The following is a 19,095-nucleotide window of genomic DNA, read 5'->3' as shown; positions in this document are numbered from 1 at the left end:
GGGGTCGGGAGAGCGCGCGGGTCTGGCAGGCGGCGCGCCCTTCACCCGCCCGCCTCCGGCTCCGGCGGGTAGCCCACCGCCTCGCGCTTCTCGGAGACCGACAGGAACCCGGCCGCCTCGACCCGGCGCCACAGGGATTCCCGCTCGCCCGACAGAGCCTCGATCCGGTCGAGGTCGGGTTCCAGGTCCATCGGTCCGAAGGCCGGCTCCAGCCAGACGGCCAGCGCCTGGGCGGTGCGGGCGGCGAGCGGGATCAGGGTCTGGCGGTAGAGCGCCCTGTTGGCTTCGGCGTAGTTGGCGTGGGTGCTGTCGCCGGGCAGGCCGAGCAGCAGGGGCGGTACCCCGAACGCCAGGGCGATCTCCCGGGCGGCGGCGTTCTTGGCCTCGACGAAGTCCATGTCCCGGGGCGACAGCGCCAGGGGCTTCCAGTCCAGGCCGCCCTCCAGGAGCAGCGGCCGGCCGGCATTGGCGGCCCCCTGGTAATTCGCCTCCAGCTCGGCCTTCAGCCGGTCGAATTGCGGTTCGGTGAGCGCCGCGCCGGCGAAGACCAGCGCACCCGAAGGCCGGGCCGCGTTGTCGAGCAGCGCCTTGTTCCAGGCGCTCGCGGCGTTGTGGATGTCGAGGGCGGTGGCGGCGGCCTCGATCGGGGCGAGGCCGGCATAGTCGTCGTCCGGGTGGAACAGGCTGAGCGCCAGGATCGGGGCCACCTCGGGCGCGCCGGGTGTCGGCAGGTCGAACCGCCGGCTGCTGCCGCCCACCGTGTAGACGTAGGCGGCGGGCCAGCCGTCGGGACCCGGCAGCATCCGCATCCGGCCGGGCCGCAGGGTCTGCAGGGCCGCGATCCGCCCGTCGAGGCTCACCGCTTCCAGGTAGGCGGTGCCGCTGAGCGTCAGGTCCGCGTAGACGGTCTCGAGCAGGCGCGTGCCGCTCTCGCGCGGGTTCGGCCGGGCGAGCAGCGCCAGGAGATCGGCCGCATGGCCGGCGCCCGGTCCGGTGGCCATGAGCGGCAGGCTGGCCGCCCCCTCGGCGACCAGCCGGACCGCCCGGTGCACGATCGGGTTGCGCTGGTAGCCGGCCCTTGCCAGCGCCGCCGGGTCCCGGGCGGTCCAGCTCGCTCGCCCGTCGGTGTAGAGCGCGAAGGCCGGGGCGGCCTTGGTGGCGAGGGCCGGCCCCGGAGGGCCCCCGGTGGCGCGGCGCGCCACCCGCGCCATCCGATCGAGGAAAGTCGCCATGCCGGTCCGCTCCTGCGCCATGATGATGTCGATCTCCGAGCGTCCGCCGGCCCGGGAGGGCCGGGCCTGGACCGGGAGGCTTAGGATTCTCTCGGCCTGCGCCCGCGGGCACCATTGCGGCTGCGGCGAATACACCGCACCCAAACGGGCACCGTGGCGACAGCGCTACAGCCCGGAAGGGCGAAGTCGTGTATTCAGGATGCAGTTCGTTCCAGAGACCACGAACCGACTCCCGGCGCGCTTCCCGCAGAGGCGCGCCGTATTGTTTTGTGCCCGCCTCGAAAGCAGGCCTTCGATCCGGCGCCCTGCGCGCGCGCCATCCCAGCCGCGCTCCGGGACCCCGAAGCGTTGTGTCGGCAGCCGACGCGCGCAGACGATGCGGAACGGGCGCCACGCGCCTCCGCCGACCGAGAGACTTACCGCTTCAAGGCTGCAGGGTATTCCGATTCGAGGAATGCAGGGCTCAGGCGTCGTCCCGAACGATGGGCGCCGAGTTTCGGATGATGCGGGGCGAAAACCGAACGCCGCGACGCCGATCAGACGGCCTCGACTTCGCGGCTGACGACGTTGGCGGCCTCTCGGGCGCAGCGCAGAACCGCGGCCCGATCGGTCTCGCTCGCGATCGCGTTCCACAGGCGCAGCAGCTCGACCGTCGCGCTCAGGTCGGGACGGACCGTCGCCACACCGTAGAAATCGCCCACCGGGCAGCCGAGGGTCTCAGCGATCATCCGGAGGCGCCGATGGGCTCCGTCGGACAGACAGCTCTCAGGATTAACATCCGAGTTCACGGGCCATCCTCCGATGTACACGGGTTTATAGCAGTCGCCCTGCGTGTATGCAATTTAAGGATGCAGCCCGGCGTCACGTTCCCGTGTGACCGCGCACAATTTGGTTTCAGAGGCCGCGGATCCGCGGCGCGCGGGGTGCGTCGAGCAGCAGGTGCGTCACCGCCCAGACCAGGGCGTCGAGGCGATCGGGCGAGCCGCCGCTCGACAGGCCGTCCGGACCGAAATCGCACAGCTCGTCCTCCAGGGCCGGGAAGGCCCCGACATGGTGGACGAGCCCCCGGGCGTAGAGCAGCGACACCGGCTCGGCGCGCAGGTACTTGCCCCGCGTCGCGCGGACGGGCGTGACCGGCACCGCCGGGTCGCACTGGGCCAGGACCGCGGCGGCCATCTCGCCGCCCTGGTTGACCTCGACCACCAGGGCGTCGGCCCGAAACCGATGATAGAGCGCCAGCGCTGCCCCGGCCCAGGCCTGGGGGCTCGCCCGAGCGAGGCTCGCGTCCGCCAGCACGTAGGCGTGGGTGCCGGCCCGACCCGCGGCCACGATCCCGCAGGCATCCGAGCGCGCGCCCGAGGTCGCGGGCGGATCCACGGCCACCACGATCCGGGCGAGCTCCGGGGCGGCGCCGACCCGGCCGGCCTCCAGGGCGGCACGGTCCCACAGGGCATCGTCCCGGTCGGCGATCAGCTCGCCGTCGAGTTCCTGGCGGCCGAGGCGGGTGCCGGCATAGCGCCCGACCACCTGCTCCAGAAAATCCGGGGCGAGGTGCCGGGCATTGTCGTGGGTGCGGGCGCGGCTGACCACGGTGCGCGGGTCGGCGAGCAGGCGGCGGATCAGCGGCACCGGCCTGGGCGTGGTGGTGACGAGGTTGCGCGGGCGGGTGCCCAGCCGCAGCCCGAATTGCAGCATGTCGAACGCGGCCTCGGGCCGGCGCCACTTGGCGGCCTCGTCGCACCAGGCGGCGCCGAATTGCGGGCCGCGCAGCGCGTCGGGCTCCTCCGCCGAGAAGGCCTGGGCCACCGCGCCGTTGTCCCAGGCGAGCCGGCGCAGGCTCGGCGACCAGCGCGGGCGCACCCGGCCCCGGGCCGGCAGGTTGAGCAGGCCGGACGGCCCCTCGACCATCACGTCGCGCACGTCGAGATGGGTCTCGCCCACCAGGGCGATGCGCCCGACCGGCTCCGGCGTGAAGGCCGGATCGCCCCGGGCCAGCGCGTCGACCCACTCGGCTCCGGTGCGGGTCTTGCCGCAGCCGCGGCCGCCGATCACCGCCCAGGTGGTCCAGGGCGTCGCGGTCTCGGCGGGCGGCAGCTGGTCGGGGCGGGCCTGGTGCAGCCAGTCGTCGGCCAGGGCGCAGACCAACGGCGCCGGCAGGGCCGCGAGGAAGTCAGGCAGCCTTCCGGTCGCGGACAAAGCCAGCATAGCGGCGCGCGATCTCCGTGCGGAGCGCAGGCAGGTCGGGTCCGGTGCCGCCATCGCCGCCCTCCCCCTGCGCCTGTCCGCCGGTCCGCGCATGCGCCTGCCCCGGAGCGATCTCGTCGAGCAGCCGCTTGAGGCCGCCGAGGTCGCGGAGCACCCGGGCGGAATCCAGCACCGCCGCCCCCTGCCCGCTCAAGGCGGCGTCGAAGGCGGCGATCTGCCGGGCGATGTGGGCGCGCAGGTGCGCCCGCAGGACGGGTGGGTCTGCCGCCGAGTCCGGATCGAGGATCCCGCGCTCGACCGCCGCCTCCGAAAGCTCGGTCTGGGGCTCACGTTCGGGCTCGGCCGGCGGCTCGGGCCGGGCCACGCCGCAGACCGCCATCAGCCGGCGGGCGGCGTCGCGCCCGATCCCGACCGCCTCGGCGACGTCGCCGGGATCGTTCTGCGCCGCGCCGATGAGGCGGCCGAGCGCCGCCCGGCGCGCCTCCGGCCAGCGCGTCACCACGTCCTGCCGCCAGCGGCGCGGCCTCAGCCAGCCGGACCGGGCGTTCCAGGTGGAGATCGTGGCCGGCTTGACGCCGGTGCGGGCGCTGATCTCGTCGAGCGTCAACGCAGTCTCGCGCAGGAGCTGCTCGGCCAGGGCGCGCCGCTCCGACGGGAGCGCATCGAAGGACCGCATCGCCGCCGCTCCGCACACTTCTCGACCGTGCCTGTCTTGTACCCGAGGAGCGCGACGGTGTCAATCCCTAAAATCCTAGAAACGGATTTTAGGCAGATCTTCGGGGCACCGCCTCACCCCTCCCACCGCGCCACGCCGCCATGGCCGGAGCAGGTGCCGCGCCTCGTGTGGCTGAAGCTCCAGGTGTCGTCGCGGCACTTGGCCGTGGCGCCGGCCGGCTTGCCGCCGTCGCGGGTCTTGGCCGGGCGATGCACCTCGGAGCCGTCGCGGCTGCGGTAATGGCCATGCCGGTCCAGGGTCGATTCGTCCGGCTCGCGGACATCCCGGGCGCAGGCGGCGCCCGCGAATCCCAGAAGCACGGCACCGGCCAGCGCCAGCCGCGCGCAGGCATGGGGCCTCACCGGTCGGCACCGGGCATAGCGACCGCGCTTGGCGACCGCGCTTGGCGACCGCGCCGGCAAGGGGCTTACTGGTGCCCGGGAATCGTCGCGCGCGACGTCGTTCGGGCCGGTGGCGCTCGGCCCGCGACCGCCACCGGATCCTCGGGCGGGCCCGGCATCGGCCGACAGCAAAGCCCCGGGGCGGATCGGGTTCGGTCTCACAGGGTACCCTATGGGTTGTGTCGAATGGCATCAGACACAACCCATGCGGGGCCGTCACGGACTATCTCGGGTTAGCTTTAAACATCTCGCAAGTTGTAATCGTGGGCGGCGGGGCCGCGCTGGTCGCGCCGCGTCCCAGGCGAGACCCGATCCGCACCGTGCGGCACCGCGACGGCGCGCGATGGCGAAATTTCCTTTGCGGGGCCGGATGTTGCGCCGGATCCGGCCTCATCGGCGGGTCGGGATCCTGCACCGTCAGAGGCTCCTGATTGCCGTCTGCGGTGGGTTTTCCGGGTTTGGCGATGCGCGCAGCGCCCGGGAGCGGCAGCGCTGTCGATGGCCCCGGCGCAGGCTTCCAGAGCAGAGCGACAGGTCCGGGACTGCACGCGATCGAGACAGACCTTCGCGTATGCGGTGGCCCGGCGCCCGTCGAACACCAAGCACAGGTCTAGAAAAAGTCTTGAGGCACCATGAAATCCGGTTCGATACTTTATTGGTCGAACCGTGCTTTCGCTGCAGTCACCCCCGTCCGATCTGCGTATTGGACATGGAGCGAGCCGTTTTCGTCGCGCGTCCTGCAAAAATACCGGGGTTGCCGGGGAGACCTGTGCGACGGTAATCTATGTGACTGGCGCGTCCGCGACGCGTTCGAAAATGAATACGGGGGCGAAGTGTTCGTTCTGGTGCTGGCCACCCTGGCGGGTGGCATTCTGACCTGTGTCGGCGCATGGCCATGGTTCGGCCCCGGCGCGGTCCTCCTGGCCCCGTTCGGCGCGGGAAGCGCGGCGGTCTTCGCCGGCCTCCTCCTTGCCGCCGTGCGCAGCCGGCATCCCGCCGCCGCGCACAAGCCGATGGTGAACATCCAGTCCGAGGCGCCCCGCGCCGTCGCCAACGACACGCTGTCGGGTCAACGCCGCCGGGCCTGACCTGTGGCCGGGACAGCGGAAGCAGGGAGGGTTCGGTCGTGGCCCGGAAGGCGCGCGCCGGCCCTCCGATGGTGAGCGCTTCACGAAGACGCGCCGGTCGGGCCCCGCGGGAGCACGTGCGGTTTTGAAAGCCCCGCCTGACCGGTCTTTCCCGGCCTCGCGCGCCTCCTGGATCGACGGGCGCGGGGCGGCACGCTCCTCGGATCGCGACAGACGGCGCCGACAGGGCGGGCCTCGGATGCCCGACGCCAGCCGGTGCTGGGCCGGGGGCCGCCGATTGGGGCCCCGTCACGCGTCGGCCCGCGAACCCCTCGGACCACCCCCCAGCGGCCCCAGATGCGTCACGCCGAAGCCGTCGGCGTATTTGAGGCCGTAGCCGAGGGCACGATCGGAGCCGATATGGGCGGCCCAGATCAACCCCGCCGCGAGGGCCTCCGGGGCCGGCCCGAACACGCCCCAGGCCAGGCAGGCGACAGGCGGGCCGTACCCGTGTGCGGCGTTGTAGAGCGCAGCCCCCGCCGACCGCCCGGCGACATAGCCCAGCAGGGTCAGGTCGGGGACGAAGAAGAGCAGGGCGAACAGACACCAGCCGGCGTCCAGGCGGCCATACGCCACCGTGGCGGCAGCGGCGATGCAGACGCCTTCGAGACGCAGGAGCAGCCGCGGCACTCCCGTTACCATTCCGGCCATGACGTCGTCTCCCGCTTGACGATCCCGAGGCTCGCCGATCCATTTCCGAATGGCGATATCGAGATTCGGCATGGCGGTACCCGAAATATGAATACCCTCGACTGGACCCTGCTGCGTGCCTTCCTGGCGGTGGTGGAGACCGGCTCGCTGTCGGCGGCCGCGGCGCGCATCGGGGCGACCCAGCCGACCCTGAGCCGGCATATCCGCGCGCTGGAGACCGCGCTCGGCGTCACCCTGTTCACACGCTCGGCCCGGGGGCTCGATCCGACCGAGGCGGCCCTCGGCCTGATCGACGCCGCGCGCGCCATGGGCGAAGCCGCCGAAACCTTCGCGCTCAAGGCGCAGGGTCGCGCGCAGGGCCTGCGCGGGACGGTGCGCATCACGGCCTCCGTGATGGTCGCCAACCTGCTGCTGCCGCCGATCCTGGCGGACCTGCGGGCGGCCGAGCCGTGCATCCAGATTGAACTCGTCGCCTCGGATCAGGCCCAGAACCTGCTGCGCCGGGATGCCGACATCGCCATCTGGATGTTCGACCCGACCCAGAATGCGCTGATCGCCCGCAGGCTCGGAGAGGCGCCGCTCGGCCTGTTCGGCACCCACGGCTATTTCGAGCGCCGCGGTCGGCCCCGCACGGTGGCGGACCTCGATGAGCACGACGTCCTCGGCTTCGACCGCAGCGACGCCCTGCTGCGGGCCTATGCCGCCCACGGGCTCCGGGCGGCGCGCACGGATTTCCCGATCCGCTGCGACGACCAGATGGCCTACTGGAACCTGATGCGGGCCGGGGCCGGCCTCGGCTTCGCCCAGGTCCTCCTGGCGGGACGCCACCCCGAGCTGGAGCAGGCACAGATCGGCCTTGCCCTCGCGCCGCTGCCGGTCTGGCTGGTCCTGCACGAGGAGGTGCGCGGCAACGCCCGGATCCGCCGCGTCGCCGATTTTGTGACGGACGCGCTCGGCGCCCTGCTGCGCGGCGGCTGAGTGCGCGCGCCCGCGGCGCTCTGGCTCACGCCGGCTGGCGCTGGGCCGGGGCGCAGCCGAAGCGGATGATCTCGTGGGACAGCCGGTCCAGCGGCAGGACCTTGGCCGCGGCGCCGCGCTCGATCGCCTCCTTGGGCATGCCGAACACCACGCAGCTCTCCTCGTCCTGCGCCACCGTGAGCGCGCCGGCCCGGCGCATCTCCAGGAGGCCGTTGGCGCCGTCGTCACCCATGCCGGTCATGAGGATGCCGAGCGCGTTGGCGCCGGCGCATTGCGCGGCCCCGCGGAACAGCACGTCCACCGACGGGCGGTGGCGCGAGACCAGCGGGCCGTCCTTCACCGCCACGGTGTAGCGGATGCCGGTGCGCTGGAGCAGCAGGTGCCGCCCGCCGGGGGCGATCAGGGCCCGCCCGGGGACCACCGCGTCGCCGTCCTCCGCCTCCTTGACCGCGATGGCGCAGAGCCCGTCCAGCCGCTTGGCGAAGGCCGCCGTGAAGTGCTCGGGCATGTGCTGGACGATGACCAGGCCCGGGCAATCCGGCGGCAGCGCCTCCAGCACGTCGCGCAGGGATTCGGTGCCGCCCGTGGACGCGCCGATGCAGACGATCGGATCCGTCCCGGCCAGGGCCCGGGGGCGGGCGCTGAGCGGCAGCACGGCGTCGGCGGTGAGCTTGGCCTCCACCGGCCGGGGAGCCGGAAGGCCCGGGCGCAGCTTCGCCCGGGCCGCCGCCCGCACGGCGTCGCAGACCCGCACGGAGGATTCCATCAGGAACTGGCGGGTGTCGACGCGGGGCTTCGGGAAGACATCGACCGCCCCCGCCTCCAGCACTTCGAACAGGGTCCGCGAGCCGTCCTCGGTGAGCGTCGAGCAGACGATCACCGGGATCGGCCGCTGCGCCATGATCTTGCGCAGGAAGGTCAGCCCGTCCATCCGGGGCATCTCGAGGTCGAGGATGATGACGTCCGGCACCTCGTCGTGGATGCGCCGCGCCGCGATGAACGGGTCGGCCGCCGTGCCCAGCACGGTGATGTCGGGGGCAGCCTCAAGGATGCCCACCAGGGTCTGCCGGACCGAGGCGGAATCGTCCACGATCAGGACGCGGATCGGCGCGCCCCGCCTCACGCGACCGCGCCCGGCGTCCGGCCGAAGATGGTCGAGGAGATCTGAGCCAGGCCCGGCACCCCGGCCCCGGCCATCGATTCCGAGTGGCCGACCACCAGGAAGCCGCCGGGCCGCAGGTGCGTGGCCAGCCTGGACAGCACAGCCCGCTGGGTATCCTTGTCGAAATAGATCAAAACGTTCCGGCAGAAGATGATGTCCACGTCGCGATCGACCGGATATTGTGCGTTCATCAGGTTCAGGTGCTTGAAATGGACCCGGCTGCGCAGCTCCGGGACGATCCGCCCGACCTTCCAGGACGGGTTGCGGGCGTTCATCACGTAGCGCCTGCGGAAATGCGGCGGCACCGCCTGGAGGACGTCGTCCGGATAGATGCCGTCGGCGGCGACCCGCAGCACCTCCGTGGAGACGTCGGTGCCGAGGATCGCGTAGTCGAGGGCGTGCCCGGCCATCGCCATGTCGTGCAGCACCATCGCGAGGGTGTAGGCCTCGGCCCCCGTGGAGGCGGCCGCACTCCACAGCTTGAGCCGCGCCTGCGTGATGCCGTTCCGGCGCAGCATCGGGATCAGCTCGTCCCGGAGCTGGTCGAAATGCGCCGGCTCGCGGAAGAAGTCGGTCTTGTTGGTGGTGACGCAATCGACGATGTGGACGAACTCTTCGGCGAGGTGGCCGTGATCGAACACGTGCCGCCCGTATTCCGTCAGGGTCTCGATGTCGAGCGCGCGCATGCGCTTGCGCAGCCGGCCTTCCACCATGGTGCGCTTGGCCGGTGGGATCTGGATTCCGACCCGGTCCTGGATCATCTCCGCGACGGTTTCGAAATGGCGGTCGTTCAGGCGCGGCATGGTGTGGCTCCCGGTGGGGCGATCAGGCCGCGAGCGAAGGCAACAGGAGCGCCGGGTCTTCCCCGGCCATCAGCGCCCGGAGGTCGAACACCACCACGAAGGCGTCGCCCTTCCGGCCGATGCCGGCGATGTAGGTCGAGCGCCAGCGGCCGCCGACATCGGGGGCGGGCTCCAGCTCCGCGCTGTCGAGCTCGGTCACCTCGATGACCCGGTCGGCCACGAAGCCGACCCGCATCGGCCGGTCGCCCATGGGGATGTTCAGCAGGATGATCCGGGTCGCCGGGGTCGCCGGGATCGCCGGCAGGCCGAGCTTGGTCCGCAGGTCCACCACCGGGTAGCTCTGGCCGCGCACGTCGATCATGCCGACCAGGAACGGCGGCGCCTGCGGCAGGGACGCCGGCGGGCGGTAATCGAGGATCTCGTGTACGGATTCGATGTCGATCCCGAAGATCTCGCGATCGAGGCCGAGGGTCAGGTATTGCCACAGGCTGGACATGCTGGTCTCCGGCTGGGTCGCGGCTGGCCGGATCCGGCCCGGAACGCGGGGGGACACGGGGCTTCGTCGCGGCGACGTGAGGATCGGGGGTCTCGGGGATCGGGCGTCTCGACGGGAGGCGCCGCGCGGAGGGAGCCCGCGCGGTGCCGGGATCGGTCAGGCGACGCGGACGAAGTCGGCATCGCGGGCGTCGCCCTCGCCCATGTCCAGGGCGAAGCCACCGCCCGGGGCGAGGGTCGGCCGGCCGGCGCGGGCCTTGGTGCCGCCCCGGGCTGGGGAGGCCGCAGCCGGCGCAGTCCCCATCCGGGTTGCCACGCCACGCAGCCGCGAGACCGCCTGGTCGATGCCCGTCTCGGCGTCCTCGATGCGGAAGTAGGCGATGGTCGCCTGAAGCCGCTCGGCCTGGGTCGCCAGCTCCTCCGAGGTCGCCGAGACCTGCTGGGACGCGCTGGCGTTCTGCTGGGTCACCTTGTCGAGCTGCTGGATCGCCTGGTTGATCTGGGCCGAGCCGACATCCTGCTCCCGGCACGCCGCGGAGATCTCCTCCACCAGCAGCGCGGTCCTGCGGATGTCGGGCACCAGCCGCCCGAGCATCTCGCCGGCCTGCTGGGCCGCCTTGACGGTGTCGGAGGACAGGGTCCCGATCTCGGCGGCCGCCGCTTGGCTGCGCTCGGCGAGCTTCCTCACCTCGGACGCCACCACCGCGAAACCCCGGCCGTGCTCCCCGGCGCGGGCCGCCTCGACGGCGGCGTTCAAGGCCAGCAGGTCGGTCTGGCGGGCGATCTCCTGCACGATGGTGATCTTCTGGGCGATGGTCTGCATCGCATCGACGGCGCGTCCCACCGCGGCGCCGCTGACCTCGGCGTCCTTGGCCGACTGACGCGCGATGGTCTCGGTCTGGCTGGCGTTCTCGGCGTTCTGCTTCACGTTGGCGGCCATCTCTTCCATCGACGCCGAGGCCTCCTCGGTGGAGGCCGCCTGCTCGGTGGAGCCCTGCGACAGCTGCTCGGCCGAGGCCGACAGCTCCTGCGAGCCCGCCGACACGTTGCTCGAAGCGAGCATGACCTGGCCCACGACCTCGCGCAGCTTCAGGTTCATCGCCTGAACGGCGCTCAGCAGGTCGCCGATCTCGTCGTTGCTGGTCGCGGCCACGTCCTGCTTCAGGTCGCCCTCGGCGACGCGGCTGGCGGCGGCGACGGCCCGCTGCAGGCCCCGGGAGATCGACAGCGACAGCCAGATCGCCATGGCGAGCCCGACCGCCACCGCGCCGAGGATGACCGCGAGCAGCACCATCCGGGTGGTCTCGTAAGCCGCCTGCGTGTCGCGGACGAAGCTCTGGGCGATGCCCTCCTCGTAGGCGCGCAGCTTCAAGGCCTCGTCGACCACCGCCATTCGCGCCTGCGTGAACGGGCCGATGAGGACCTGCAGCGCCTTGGAATCGGTGTTGGCGAGACCGAGGGTGAAGATCCGCTCTCCGATCGGCTCCCAGGTCCTGACAGCGGCGGCGATGACCTTGACCGCGTCGAGGAAGCCGGCGGCGCGGCCGGCCTCGGTGAGCCGGGCGAGGTCCTGCTCGAGCTGGCGGCGATGCTCCTGGTACTGGTCGGCGTACTTCGCGAGCAGCCCGTCGTCGCTGATCATCACCTCGCGGTAGATCTCGGCCAGCAGGCGCGTGACCCGCAGCTCGATCGCGTCGACGAGGCGGCGGTTCTCCACCGACAGGTCCGGGCGGGCGGCCAGCTCCTCGATCCGGGCCATCACGGTCGCGTAGGCGGTCATCTGCTCGCCGCCGGCCAGGGCGACGGCATTGTTGTTGCCGTTCTTGGACGAGAATTCCATGCCCCTGGCACCGGCCTCGGTCAGCCGGCGCCACGTGTCCTGCAGGGGCAGGATCCGGGCCCGCTCGTCCCCGTTGGTCTGGTCCGAGAACTCCTGCAGGAGCGCGCGGAACCGGTCGTCAATGCTCTTGAAGTCGGCCACGAGCTTCACGCGCCCGGCATCGGTCGGCTCCAGGAGCGTGCGGTTGAAGATGCGCCCCGCCTCGACCGAGAGGGTTTCGAAGCGCAGGACGCGCTGGACCTGCGCGAACGGGCCGGACGCGAAGCCCTGCATCCGCGCGTTCGACGCGCTCAGGCTGGCGATGGCGAGGTACCCGGCCCCGCCCAGGAGGACGAGAAGCAGACCGAAGCTGAGTGCCAGTTTGACTCGGATCGTGAAACGCATGGATCTGCTCTACCGGGTGTCTGGGCCTGGAGAGCGCGCCGCCAAGTAGACGGCGGTTGGGCGGCGGCTCTCTGTCGAGGGGTTGGAGGCGCGCCCGGTCGCACCGCGATCGGGAACGGCTCCGGGCGGCCGCTCACGCCGCGCGGATGAAGTCCGCGTCGCGTGCGTCGCGGGCGTCGCCCTCGCTCATGTCGAGATCGAAGCCCCCGCCGGAGGGCAGGATCTGCCGGCCGGGACGGGCCTTCACCCGGGCCGAGGCTGGGGGCGTCCCCATCCGGGTTGCGGTCGCCCGCAGCCGAACGGCCGCGGCCTCGCCACCCGTGGCCGCCTCCTCGATGCGGAAGTAGGCGATGGTCGCCTGAAGCCGCTCGGCCTGGGTCGCCAACTCCTCCGAGGTCGCCGAGACCTGCTGGGATGCGCTGGCGTTCTGCTGGGTCACCTTGTCGAGCTGCTGGATCGCCTGGTTGATCTGCGCCGAGCCGACATCCTGCTCCCGGCACGCCGCGGAGATCTCCTCCACCAGCCCCGCAGTCCTGCGGATGTCGGGCACCAGACGCCCGAGCATCTCGCCGGCCTGCTGGGCCGCCTTGACCGTGTCGGAGGACAGCGTCCCGATCTCGGCGGCCGCCGCTTGGCTGCGCTCGGCGAGCTTCCTCACCTCGGACGCCACCACCGCGAAACCCCGGCCGTGCTCGCCGGCGCGGGCCGCCTCCACGGCGGCGTTGAGCGCCAAGAGGTCGGTCTGCCGGGCGATCTCCTGCACGATGGTGATCTTCTGGGCGATGGTCTGCATCGCATCGACGGCGCGTCCCACCGCGGCGCCGCTGGCCTCGGCATCCTTGGCCGACTGGCGCGCGATCGCCTCGGTCTGGCTGGCGTTCTCGGCGTTCTGCTTCACGTTGGCGGCCATCTCCTCGACGGAGGCGGACGCCTCCTCGGTGGAGGCCGCCTGCTCGGTGGAGCCCTGCGACAGCTGCTCGGCCGAGGCCGACAGCTCCTGCGAACCCGCCGACACGTTGCCGGCGGCGGTGGCGGCCTCCGTCACCACGGCCCGGAGCTTGCCCAGCATCTGCTCCAGGGCGATGCCGAGCACGTCCTTGTCGGACAGGCGCTTGGCCTCGATGGTCAGGTTGCCCGCCGCGATCGCCGAGGCGACGCCGGCGATTACCTGCAGGTTGTCGGTCGTCGCCCGGAGATGGGCCTGGACCTCGCTGCTGAGCCCGCCGAAATCCTTCGTGAGGGTCTTGGTGAAGTCGCCGAGCGAGGCGGCGGCCAGCACGTCCGAGATCTCCCGGAAGGCCTGCTCCACCGCCAGAGCGGTGCCCTGGATCCGGCCGACCTCGTCGAGGCGGCCGGTCTCGAACGGCGTCGCCAGGGTCGCCAGGCGGGTGCTGATTGCGGTGACCGGCTTCGCCACGGTGCGGACCAGCACGAACCCGATCGCGACGGCGATCACGAGGTTGGCCGCGATGCCGAGCAGGATCATCTGCGTCGTGGTCTCGAAGGCCGCATTCTGCGCGTCCTGGCGGGTGCGCATCAGGGTGTTCTCGACGTTGACCATCTCGGCGACCTCGGCGCGCAGGCCGTCCATGGCCGCCTTGCCGGCGCCGGCGATCTCGGTCTGGCGCGCGGCCTCGCGGGTCTCGGGATTGGCCATCCCGGCGATGCCCTTCTCGGCGACGCCGTCATGCCAGGCCTCGGCCTGCTTGCGAATCGTCTCGAGCCGCTCCTGCTGGGCCGGGTTGTCGGAGGTCAGCGCCTTGGCCTGCCGCCAGGCAACGTTGAAGGCCTCCCAGCCCTTCTGGTAGGGCGCCAGGAACTTGGCATCCCCGGAGAGCAGGAAGCCGCGATAGCCGGTCTCCTGGTTGACCATGCCGGCCAGCGCCCGGTCGGCGGTGTCGATCACCTTGATGGTGTGGTCGGTCCAGTTCACCGACTGACGGATCTCGGCTGATTTCCAGTACACGATACCGTTGATGCCGAGGCTGACCACCAGCATCAGGGTGAAGGCCAGGAACAGCTTTCGCGGGATCGAAATGTTGTCGAGCAGGTTCATGGCCTTCATCCTTGGGGGCGGGGATCTCGATCGGGGAGCACCCTGCGGTTGGCGGGGTCCGGGTGGGGCCGGACGGCGGTTGATCGTGGCGGCGACGGCCTGGACAGGACGCCAGGTCGGCGCCGCTCAGGCGGCGCGGATGAACTCCGAATCGCGGGCGTCGCCCTCGTTCATGTTCAGGACGAAGCCCGGCTGCGAGGCCACCGCGACCGGAGCGCTCCGGACGGGGCGGTGCTTGGCTGCGGCCCTGGCCGGCACGGCCATCCGGGCTGCCGTCGTCCGCAGCTGTGCGGCCGCGGCCTCGCCACCCGTGGCCGCCTCCTCGATGCGGAAGTAGGCGATGGTCGCCTGAAGCCGCTCGGCCTGGGTCGCCAGCTCCTCGGAGGTCGCCGAGACCTGCTGGGATGCGCTGGCGTTCTGCTGGGTCACCTTGTCGAGCTGCTGGATCGCCTGGTTGATCTGGGCCGAGCCGACATCCTGCTCCCGGCACGCCGCGGAGATCTCCTCCACCAGCCCCGCAGTCCTGCGGATGTCGGGCACCAGACGCCCGAGCATCTCGCCGGCCTGCTGGGCCGCCTTGACCGTGTCGGAGGACAGCGTCCCGATTTCGGCGGCCGCCGCTTGGCTGCGCTCGGCGAGCTTCCTCACCTCGGACGCCACCACCGCGAAGCCCCGGCCGTGCTCCCCGGCGCGGGCCGCCTCGACGGCGGCGTTCAAGGCCAGCAGGTCGGTCTGGCGGGCGATCTCCTGCACGATGGTGATCTTCTGGGCGATGGTCTGCATCGCATCGACGGCGCGTCCCACCGCGGCGCCGCTGGCCTCGGCATCCTTGGCCGACTGGCGCGCGATGGTCTCGGTCTGGCTGGCGTTCTCCGCGTTCTGCTTCACGTTGGCGGCCATCTCTTCCATCGACGCCGAGGCCTCCTCGGTGGAGGCCGCCTGCTCGGTGGAGCCCTGCGACAGCTGCTCGGCCGAGGCCGACAGCTCCTGCGAGCCCGCCGACACGTTGCCGGCCGCGACCGACGCGTCGGCCACAATCGCCCGGAGCTTGCCCAGCATCGTCTGCAGCGCCCGGCCCATCGAGTCCCTGTCGGAGAGGGGGCGCGCCTCGACCGTGAGGTCGCCCGCCGCGATCGCGTTGGCGATCGCGGCCGTGTCGTTGAGGCTGGCGGTCATGCGGTTCAGGGCGGCCACGAGGTCGCCGATCTCGTCCCGCGAGGTCACGGTGATCGTCGTGCCGAGGTCTCCCACCGCGACGGCCTCGGCAAGTGAGACCGCCCGCAGGAGACCGCGCGCGATCGAGACGGCGAGCCAGGTGGCGATGATGAATCCGAGGAGCAGCGCCCCGGCGACCGTGGCGATCAGGATCGTCCGCCCGTCTCGCGTTTCCACCCGGGCGTGCTCGGCCGCGTCGGCCATCTGCTGGGTCTCGTACTGAGCCAAGGCGTCGATGGCCTGCAGGGTCGCCGTGCTGGCGGTGACGTAGTCGCCCGCAGCAAGGTCGGCGGCGCGGATGGTCGCGCCGTTCTCGACCGTGGCCAGGGCCTTTCGGAACGAGGCGATCCAGAGGTCGAACGAGGGCCGGACGGGCGGCCCCTGGCTATGGTCTCCGGCCATACCGTGCTTGGACTCGGCCAGGGCGCGGAGCAGCGCGTCGAGCCTCGGCGCGAGGTTGGATTCCAACGTCCGCGCGGCTTTTACATGCTGCTCCAGCGCGGGGTAACTGATCGCCCCGGTGGTGGCCTTCAGGCCGCCCCAGGCCCGTTCGATCTGGATCTGGAATGCGGCGACGGCGCGGGCCACGCCGGCGTCGGTCCCGGCCTTCGCCGAAACAGCCTCGAGATCCGCCTGCAGGGCCCTCAGTGCCGGGATGCCGACCGTTTCGATCTCGGTCCAGGTCCGGACATTGGAATTGACCTGGGTCAGCGTGACGACTTGGCCGGCGATCACCGCCTGCTTCTCGAGCCGGCCCTTGACCTCATCGTAGAGCCGCAGGCCCTTCTCGGTATCGATCTGATCCTTGATCTTGGACAGCTTTGCCTGGACGGCGCTGCGCCTCTCCGCCGCTTGCTTGGCGAAAACCGCCATCTGGTCGTCGTCGACTGCGATCACCGCGGCGCGCGTCAGCGATATGGCGTTGAACAGATCGGACTTGGCCTCCAGCGCGAGGGTGTTCAGGTCCGCGCGGCCGAGCACGTATTGCAGGGCCGCATCGGTATTCACGAGCTTGTAATAACCGACCCAACCCGCCAGTCCGACGAGGATGAGCATGACGCCGAACCCGGCCGCGAGCTTGGCTTTGATTGAAAAGCGCATCGACAATCTCCAAGCACAATCAATTTAATATTTGTTGCATGTCCGGAATAATGACGAACTCTTCCCCGGACTTTACAATGGAACGGATGTATTCGGGCCGCCACGACGTGCCGATCGTCGGAGCCGGCTGGCGGGTCTCGAGGGGCACCGAGGTCACCTCGAACACCTTGTCGGCCACGAGTGCGACCAGGGTCGGGTCGCCGTCGAGATCCAGCTCGATCACCACGAACCGGGTATCGGCCGTCGCGGCGTCCATCGGCATGCCGAAGCGCTCGCGGATGTCGGCGAGCGGCACCACGTTGCCGCGCACGTTGACCACGTGGCCGAGATGCGGCCGCGCCCCGGCGACCCGGGTGGTCGGGATGGGGTCGATGATCTCGCGCACCATCCCGGCCCCGAGCGCGAAGGTCTCGGTGCCGATCCGCATCATCACGACCTGGAAGGCGTGGCCCTGCTCGATCGCATCGACGAAATCGGTCATCACGCCACCTCGCGGTATTCGCGCAGCCCGTCCGGGGCGGCGCCGATCTGCCCGCCGGCCATCAGCTGGGCCGGGTCGATGATGAGGGCCGCGGTGCCGTCGCCCAGGATCGTGGCGCCCGAGAAGGTCGTGACGTCGGCGTGCAGCTTCGACAGCGACTTGATCACCGTCTGGTGATTGCCGAGGATCTGGTCGGCCACGAGCCCGAACCGGGCCTCGCCCACCGAGACGATGATCACCTTCTGGTAGCGGTCGGGCTCGCCGGCCGCCGCGAACAGGGTGCGCAGCCGCAGGAACGGCACGAGGTCGCCGCGGATGTTGAGGAAGTCCCGGCCGCGGTCGCTGCGCCCCCCCTCGGGCAGCTCGACGCATTCCTCCACGGCCGCCAGCGGCAGCACGTAGCGGCCGTCGCCGACCCGGATCAGCAGGCCCTCGATGATCGCGAGCGTCAGCGGCAGGCGCAGCACGAGGGCGGTGCCCGCCCCCGGCTCGGTGGTGATGTCGATCGAGCCGCGCAGGGCCTCGATGGTCCGCTTGACCACGTCCATGCCGACGCCGCGGCCCGACAGCGACGAGATCGCTTGGGCCGTGGAGAAGCCCGGCGCGAACAGGAACTGGTAGACCTGCTGGTCGGTGAGCGGGGTGCCGGGCGCCACCAGCCCGCGCTCCTCGGCCTTGGCGCGGATGCGCGCCACGTTGAGCCCGGCGCCGTCGTCGCGCACGCTGACGTGGACCTGGGCGCCGACATGCTCGGCGCTGAGCGTGATCCGCCCGGTGGCGCTCTTGCCGGAGGCGCCCCGGCGGGCGGGATCCTCGATCCCGTGGTCGATGGCGTTGCGGATGAGGTGTACCAGCGGATCGGCCAGGCGCTCGATCACGGTCTTGTCGAGTTCGGTGTCCTCGCCCTCGGTCACGAAGGTCACGGGCTTGCCGAGATCCCCCGACAGGTCGTGGACGAGGCGCCGGAACCGGCTGAACAGGGCCCCGATCGGCACCATGCGGATGCTCATGGTGGTGTCGCGCAGCTGCGCCGACAGCCGCTCGATCTCCTCCGCGATGGTCTGGAGCCCGGCATCGGCGTGGAGGCCGGCCAGCTGGCTCAGCCGGGCCTGGGCGATCACCAGTTCGCCGACCCGGTCGAGCAGCTCGTCCAGCCGCTCGGCCTCGACCCGCATGGTGCTGGCCGCGCGCGGCTCGGCACTGCGGGCGGGGCCGCGCCGCCCAGGTGTTTTTGCCGCCGGCGGCGGCACGGTCGGCGGCCGGGCCACGGGCGCAGGCGCCGTCTCCGACACCGCCGGCACGGGGGCTGGCGCGGGGGCTGGCGCGGGGACGGGCGCGGGGACGGGCGCGGGAGCCGGCACCGGCGCAGATGCCGGCGCGACGGCCGGCAGGGCGGACCGCTCCTGCTCTGGGTCCGGGACGCCCGGAGGTGCGTCCTGGGATCCATGCAGCAACGGCGCCAGGGTCAGCACCATGTCGTCGCGCGCGAACAGGAAGACGTCCTCGATCGCCTCCCGGGTCGCGGCGCCGCACAGGGTCACGTCCCAGCCAAGCGCCAGGCTTTCCGGGTCCAGGGCGCTGAGGTCGGGCAGCGCGTCGAGGCGGGGCACCAGTGTGCAGGGGCCGAGTTCGCGCAGCTCGTCGAGCAGCGCCAGCGGGTTGGTGCCGTTGCGCAGCACCTCCGGGGCGAACGCGATCCCGATCCGCCAGCCTGCGGCCGGCTCGGGCGCGTCGGCGATCGACTTCGCCCCCTCCTGCTGCGCCGGCTGGGCCTGCGCGCGGCCGACCAGGCGCTCGAGCTCGGCCAGGATCGCATCGCCGATCACCGGGGCGGTGGCCTCCGGATCCTCGATCAGCGTGCGGATGTAGTCCTTCGCCGAGAGGGAGACGTTGACCAGCTCGGCGCTGATCGGCACCGCGCCGCGCCGGACCAGGTCGAAGGCGGTCTCGAAATCGTGCGTGAAGGCCGCGACCCGGTCGAAGCCGAACATCGCCCCCGATCCCTTGATCGTGTGCAGGGCCCGGAACGCGGTGTCGACCAGCGCGGTTTCGCCGGGCCGGTCGCCGAGGTCGAGCAGCGTGGTCTCAAGGCGGTCGAGAAGCTCATTGGCCTCCGCCAGGAACACCGCGCGTGGATCGTGATCAGTCATCGTCGAGCGGATCCCGTTGCGCCGTCTTCGAAAATACCCGGGCGATCACGCGCCCACCGAGGACGCTGCCCAAAGGCTATACCCCACGATAGAGCCGAG

General features: G+C 71.5%; 16 protein-coding genes. 2 read left to right on the top strand and 14 right to left on the bottom strand.

All coding sequences use genetic code 11. The features are described 5' to 3' along the window. Window positions 1–41: 41 nt before the first annotated feature. From AC0IY0_RS16295 to AC0IY0_RS16275, 5 genes are all read right to left on the bottom strand, one after another. On the bottom strand, window positions 42–1,232 hold the full coding sequence (locus tag AC0IY0_RS16295) for a phage portal protein (protein ID WP_471764608.1): 1,191 nt from the start codon (window positions 1,230–1,232) through the stop codon (window positions 42–44). Between the two features lie 536 nt (window positions 1,233–1,768). After that, window positions 1,769–1,960: a hypothetical protein gene (locus tag AC0IY0_RS16290; protein WP_147910588.1), complete on the bottom strand. Its 192-nt coding sequence runs from the start codon at window positions 1,958–1,960 to the stop codon at window positions 1,769–1,771. Window positions 1,961–2,126: 166 nt separating this feature from the next. Further along, entirely contained in the window at window positions 2,127–3,437 is a 1,311-nt protein-coding gene (locus tag AC0IY0_RS16285; RefSeq protein ID WP_471764607.1) for a DNA-packaging protein, read from the bottom strand. Next, the gene (locus AC0IY0_RS16280; RefSeq protein WP_419830904.1) at window positions 3,403–4,113 is read right to left on the bottom strand and encodes a hypothetical protein; all 711 of its coding nucleotides are present in this window, start codon (window positions 4,111–4,113) and stop codon (window positions 3,403–3,405) included. The genes AC0IY0_RS16285 and AC0IY0_RS16280 overlap by 35 nt, the downstream gene beginning before the upstream one ends. Before the next feature lie 113 nt (window positions 4,114–4,226). Further along, window positions 4,227–4,514, bottom strand: a complete 288-nt coding sequence (locus AC0IY0_RS16275) for a DUF3761 domain-containing protein (RefSeq protein WP_147940569.1) — start codon at window positions 4,512–4,514, stop codon at window positions 4,227–4,229. Window positions 4,515–5,185: 671 nt separating this feature from the next. Here AC0IY0_RS16275 and AC0IY0_RS16270 point away from each other — a divergent pair. After that, a complete protein-coding gene (locus AC0IY0_RS16270) occupies window positions 5,186–5,641 on the top strand; it encodes a hypothetical protein (RefSeq protein ID WP_471764605.1) in 456 nt (151 codons plus the stop codon). 288 nt (window positions 5,642–5,929) lie between these two features. Here AC0IY0_RS16270 and AC0IY0_RS16265 read toward each other — a convergent pair whose 3' ends face one another. Beyond that, window positions 5,930–6,331, bottom strand: coding sequence for a DUF4260 domain-containing protein (locus tag AC0IY0_RS16265; RefSeq protein ID WP_419830906.1), 402 nt, complete (start codon window positions 6,329–6,331; stop codon window positions 5,930–5,932). Between the two features lie 87 nt (window positions 6,332–6,418). Here AC0IY0_RS16265 and AC0IY0_RS16260 point away from each other — a divergent pair, with 87 nt between their 5' ends. Next, window positions 6,419–7,309, top strand: a complete 891-nt coding sequence (locus AC0IY0_RS16260) for a LysR family transcriptional regulator (RefSeq protein ID WP_471764604.1) — start codon at window positions 6,419–6,421, stop codon at window positions 7,307–7,309. Between the two features lie 25 nt (window positions 7,310–7,334). Here AC0IY0_RS16260 and AC0IY0_RS16255 read toward each other — a convergent pair whose 3' ends face one another. The 8 genes from AC0IY0_RS16255 to AC0IY0_RS16220 all read right to left on the bottom strand — a co-directional run bounded on the left by AC0IY0_RS16255 (window position 7,335) and on the right by AC0IY0_RS16220 (window position 18,996). Further along, window positions 7,335–8,432: a protein-glutamate methylesterase/protein-glutamine glutaminase gene (locus tag AC0IY0_RS16255; protein ID WP_471764603.1), complete on the bottom strand. Its 1,098-nt coding sequence runs from the start codon at window positions 8,430–8,432 to the stop codon at window positions 7,335–7,337. Continuing rightward, window positions 8,429–9,274 (bottom strand): CheR family methyltransferase, encoded by an 846-nt coding sequence (locus AC0IY0_RS16250; RefSeq protein ID WP_419830909.1) that lies wholly within the window; start codon window positions 9,272–9,274, stop codon window positions 8,429–8,431. Before AC0IY0_RS16250 ends, AC0IY0_RS16255 begins: the two co-directional genes overlap by 4 nt. Before the next feature lie 22 nt (window positions 9,275–9,296). Next, window positions 9,297–9,770: a chemotaxis protein CheW gene (locus AC0IY0_RS16245; protein ID WP_147910601.1), complete on the bottom strand. Its 474-nt coding sequence runs from the start codon at window positions 9,768–9,770 to the stop codon at window positions 9,297–9,299. A 156-nt stretch (window positions 9,771–9,926) separates the two neighbouring features. Further along, a complete protein-coding gene (locus AC0IY0_RS16240) occupies window positions 9,927–11,993 on the bottom strand; it encodes a methyl-accepting chemotaxis protein (RefSeq protein WP_471764601.1) in 2,067 nt (688 codons plus the stop codon). 133 nt (window positions 11,994–12,126) lie between these two features. Next, on the bottom strand, window positions 12,127–14,049 hold the full coding sequence (locus tag AC0IY0_RS16235) for a CHASE3 domain-containing protein (RefSeq protein WP_471764599.1): 1,923 nt from the start codon (window positions 14,047–14,049) through the stop codon (window positions 12,127–12,129). A gap of 126 nt (window positions 14,050–14,175) precedes the next feature. Continuing rightward, on the bottom strand, window positions 14,176–16,365 hold the full coding sequence (locus tag AC0IY0_RS16230; protein WP_471764598.1) for a HAMP domain-containing methyl-accepting chemotaxis protein: 2,190 nt from the start codon (window positions 16,363–16,365) through the stop codon (window positions 14,176–14,178). A 19-nt stretch (window positions 16,366–16,384) separates the two neighbouring features. Then, window positions 16,385–16,846 carry a chemotaxis protein CheW gene (locus AC0IY0_RS16225; RefSeq protein WP_147910928.1) on the bottom strand — a complete coding sequence of 154 codons (462 nt, stop codon included), beginning with the start codon at window positions 16,844–16,846 and terminating at the stop codon, window positions 16,385–16,387. Next, complete coding sequence (locus AC0IY0_RS16220; RefSeq protein ID WP_471764596.1) at window positions 16,846–18,996, bottom strand: chemotaxis protein CheA; 2,151 nt, start codon at window positions 18,994–18,996, stop codon at window positions 16,846–16,848. The genes AC0IY0_RS16225 and AC0IY0_RS16220 overlap by 1 nt, the downstream gene beginning before the upstream one ends. Between the last annotated feature and the right edge of the window lie 99 nt (window positions 18,997–19,095).

The sequence above is a fragment of the Methylobacterium sp. AC315 genome (assembly GCF_979253755.1).
The sequence above is the reverse complement of the archived record's forward strand: the minus strand, read 5'-3'. Positions and strand labels throughout refer to the sequence as shown.

Coding starts and splice junctions, on each gene's coding strand:
- AC0IY0_RS16295 (WP_471764608.1), bottom strand. CDS start 1,232: ATGGCGACTTTCCTCGATCGGATGGCGCGGGTGGCGCGCCGCGCCACC.
- AC0IY0_RS16290 (WP_147910588.1), bottom strand. CDS start 1,960: ATGATCGCTGAGACCCTCGGCTGCCCGGTGGGCGATTTCTACGGTGTG.
- AC0IY0_RS16285 (WP_471764607.1), bottom strand. CDS start 3,437: ATGCTGGCTTTGTCCGCGACCGGAAGGCTGCCTGACTTCCTCGCGGCC.
- AC0IY0_RS16280 (WP_419830904.1), bottom strand. CDS start 4,113: ATGCGGTCCTTCGATGCGCTCCCGTCGGAGCGGCGCGCCCTGGCCGAG.
- AC0IY0_RS16270 (WP_471764605.1), top strand. CDS start 5,186: ATGAAATCCGGTTCGATACTTTATTGGTCGAACCGTGCTTTCGCTGCA.
- AC0IY0_RS16265 (WP_419830906.1), bottom strand. CDS start 6,331: ATGGCCGGAATGGTAACGGGAGTGCCGCGGCTGCTCCTGCGTCTCGAA.
- AC0IY0_RS16260 (WP_471764604.1), top strand. CDS start 6,419: ATGAATACCCTCGACTGGACCCTGCTGCGTGCCTTCCTGGCGGTGGTG.
- AC0IY0_RS16250 (WP_419830909.1), bottom strand. CDS start 9,274: ATGCCGCGCCTGAACGACCGCCATTTCGAAACCGTCGCGGAGATGATC.
- AC0IY0_RS16245 (WP_147910601.1), bottom strand. CDS start 9,770: ATGTCCAGCCTGTGGCAATACCTGACCCTCGGCCTCGATCGCGAGATC.
- AC0IY0_RS16240 (WP_471764601.1), bottom strand. CDS start 11,993: ATGCGTTTCACGATCCGAGTCAAACTGGCACTCAGCTTCGGTCTGCTT.
- AC0IY0_RS16235 (WP_471764599.1), bottom strand. CDS start 14,049: ATGAACCTGCTCGACAACATTTCGATCCCGCGAAAGCTGTTCCTGGCC.
- AC0IY0_RS16230 (WP_471764598.1), bottom strand. CDS start 16,365: ATGCGCTTTTCAATCAAAGCCAAGCTCGCGGCCGGGTTCGGCGTCATG.
- AC0IY0_RS16225 (WP_147910928.1), bottom strand. CDS start 16,846: ATGACCGATTTCGTCGATGCGATCGAGCAGGGCCACGCCTTCCAGGTC.
- AC0IY0_RS16220 (WP_471764596.1), bottom strand. CDS start 18,996: ATGACTGATCACGATCCACGCGCGGTGTTCCTGGCGGAGGCCAATGAG.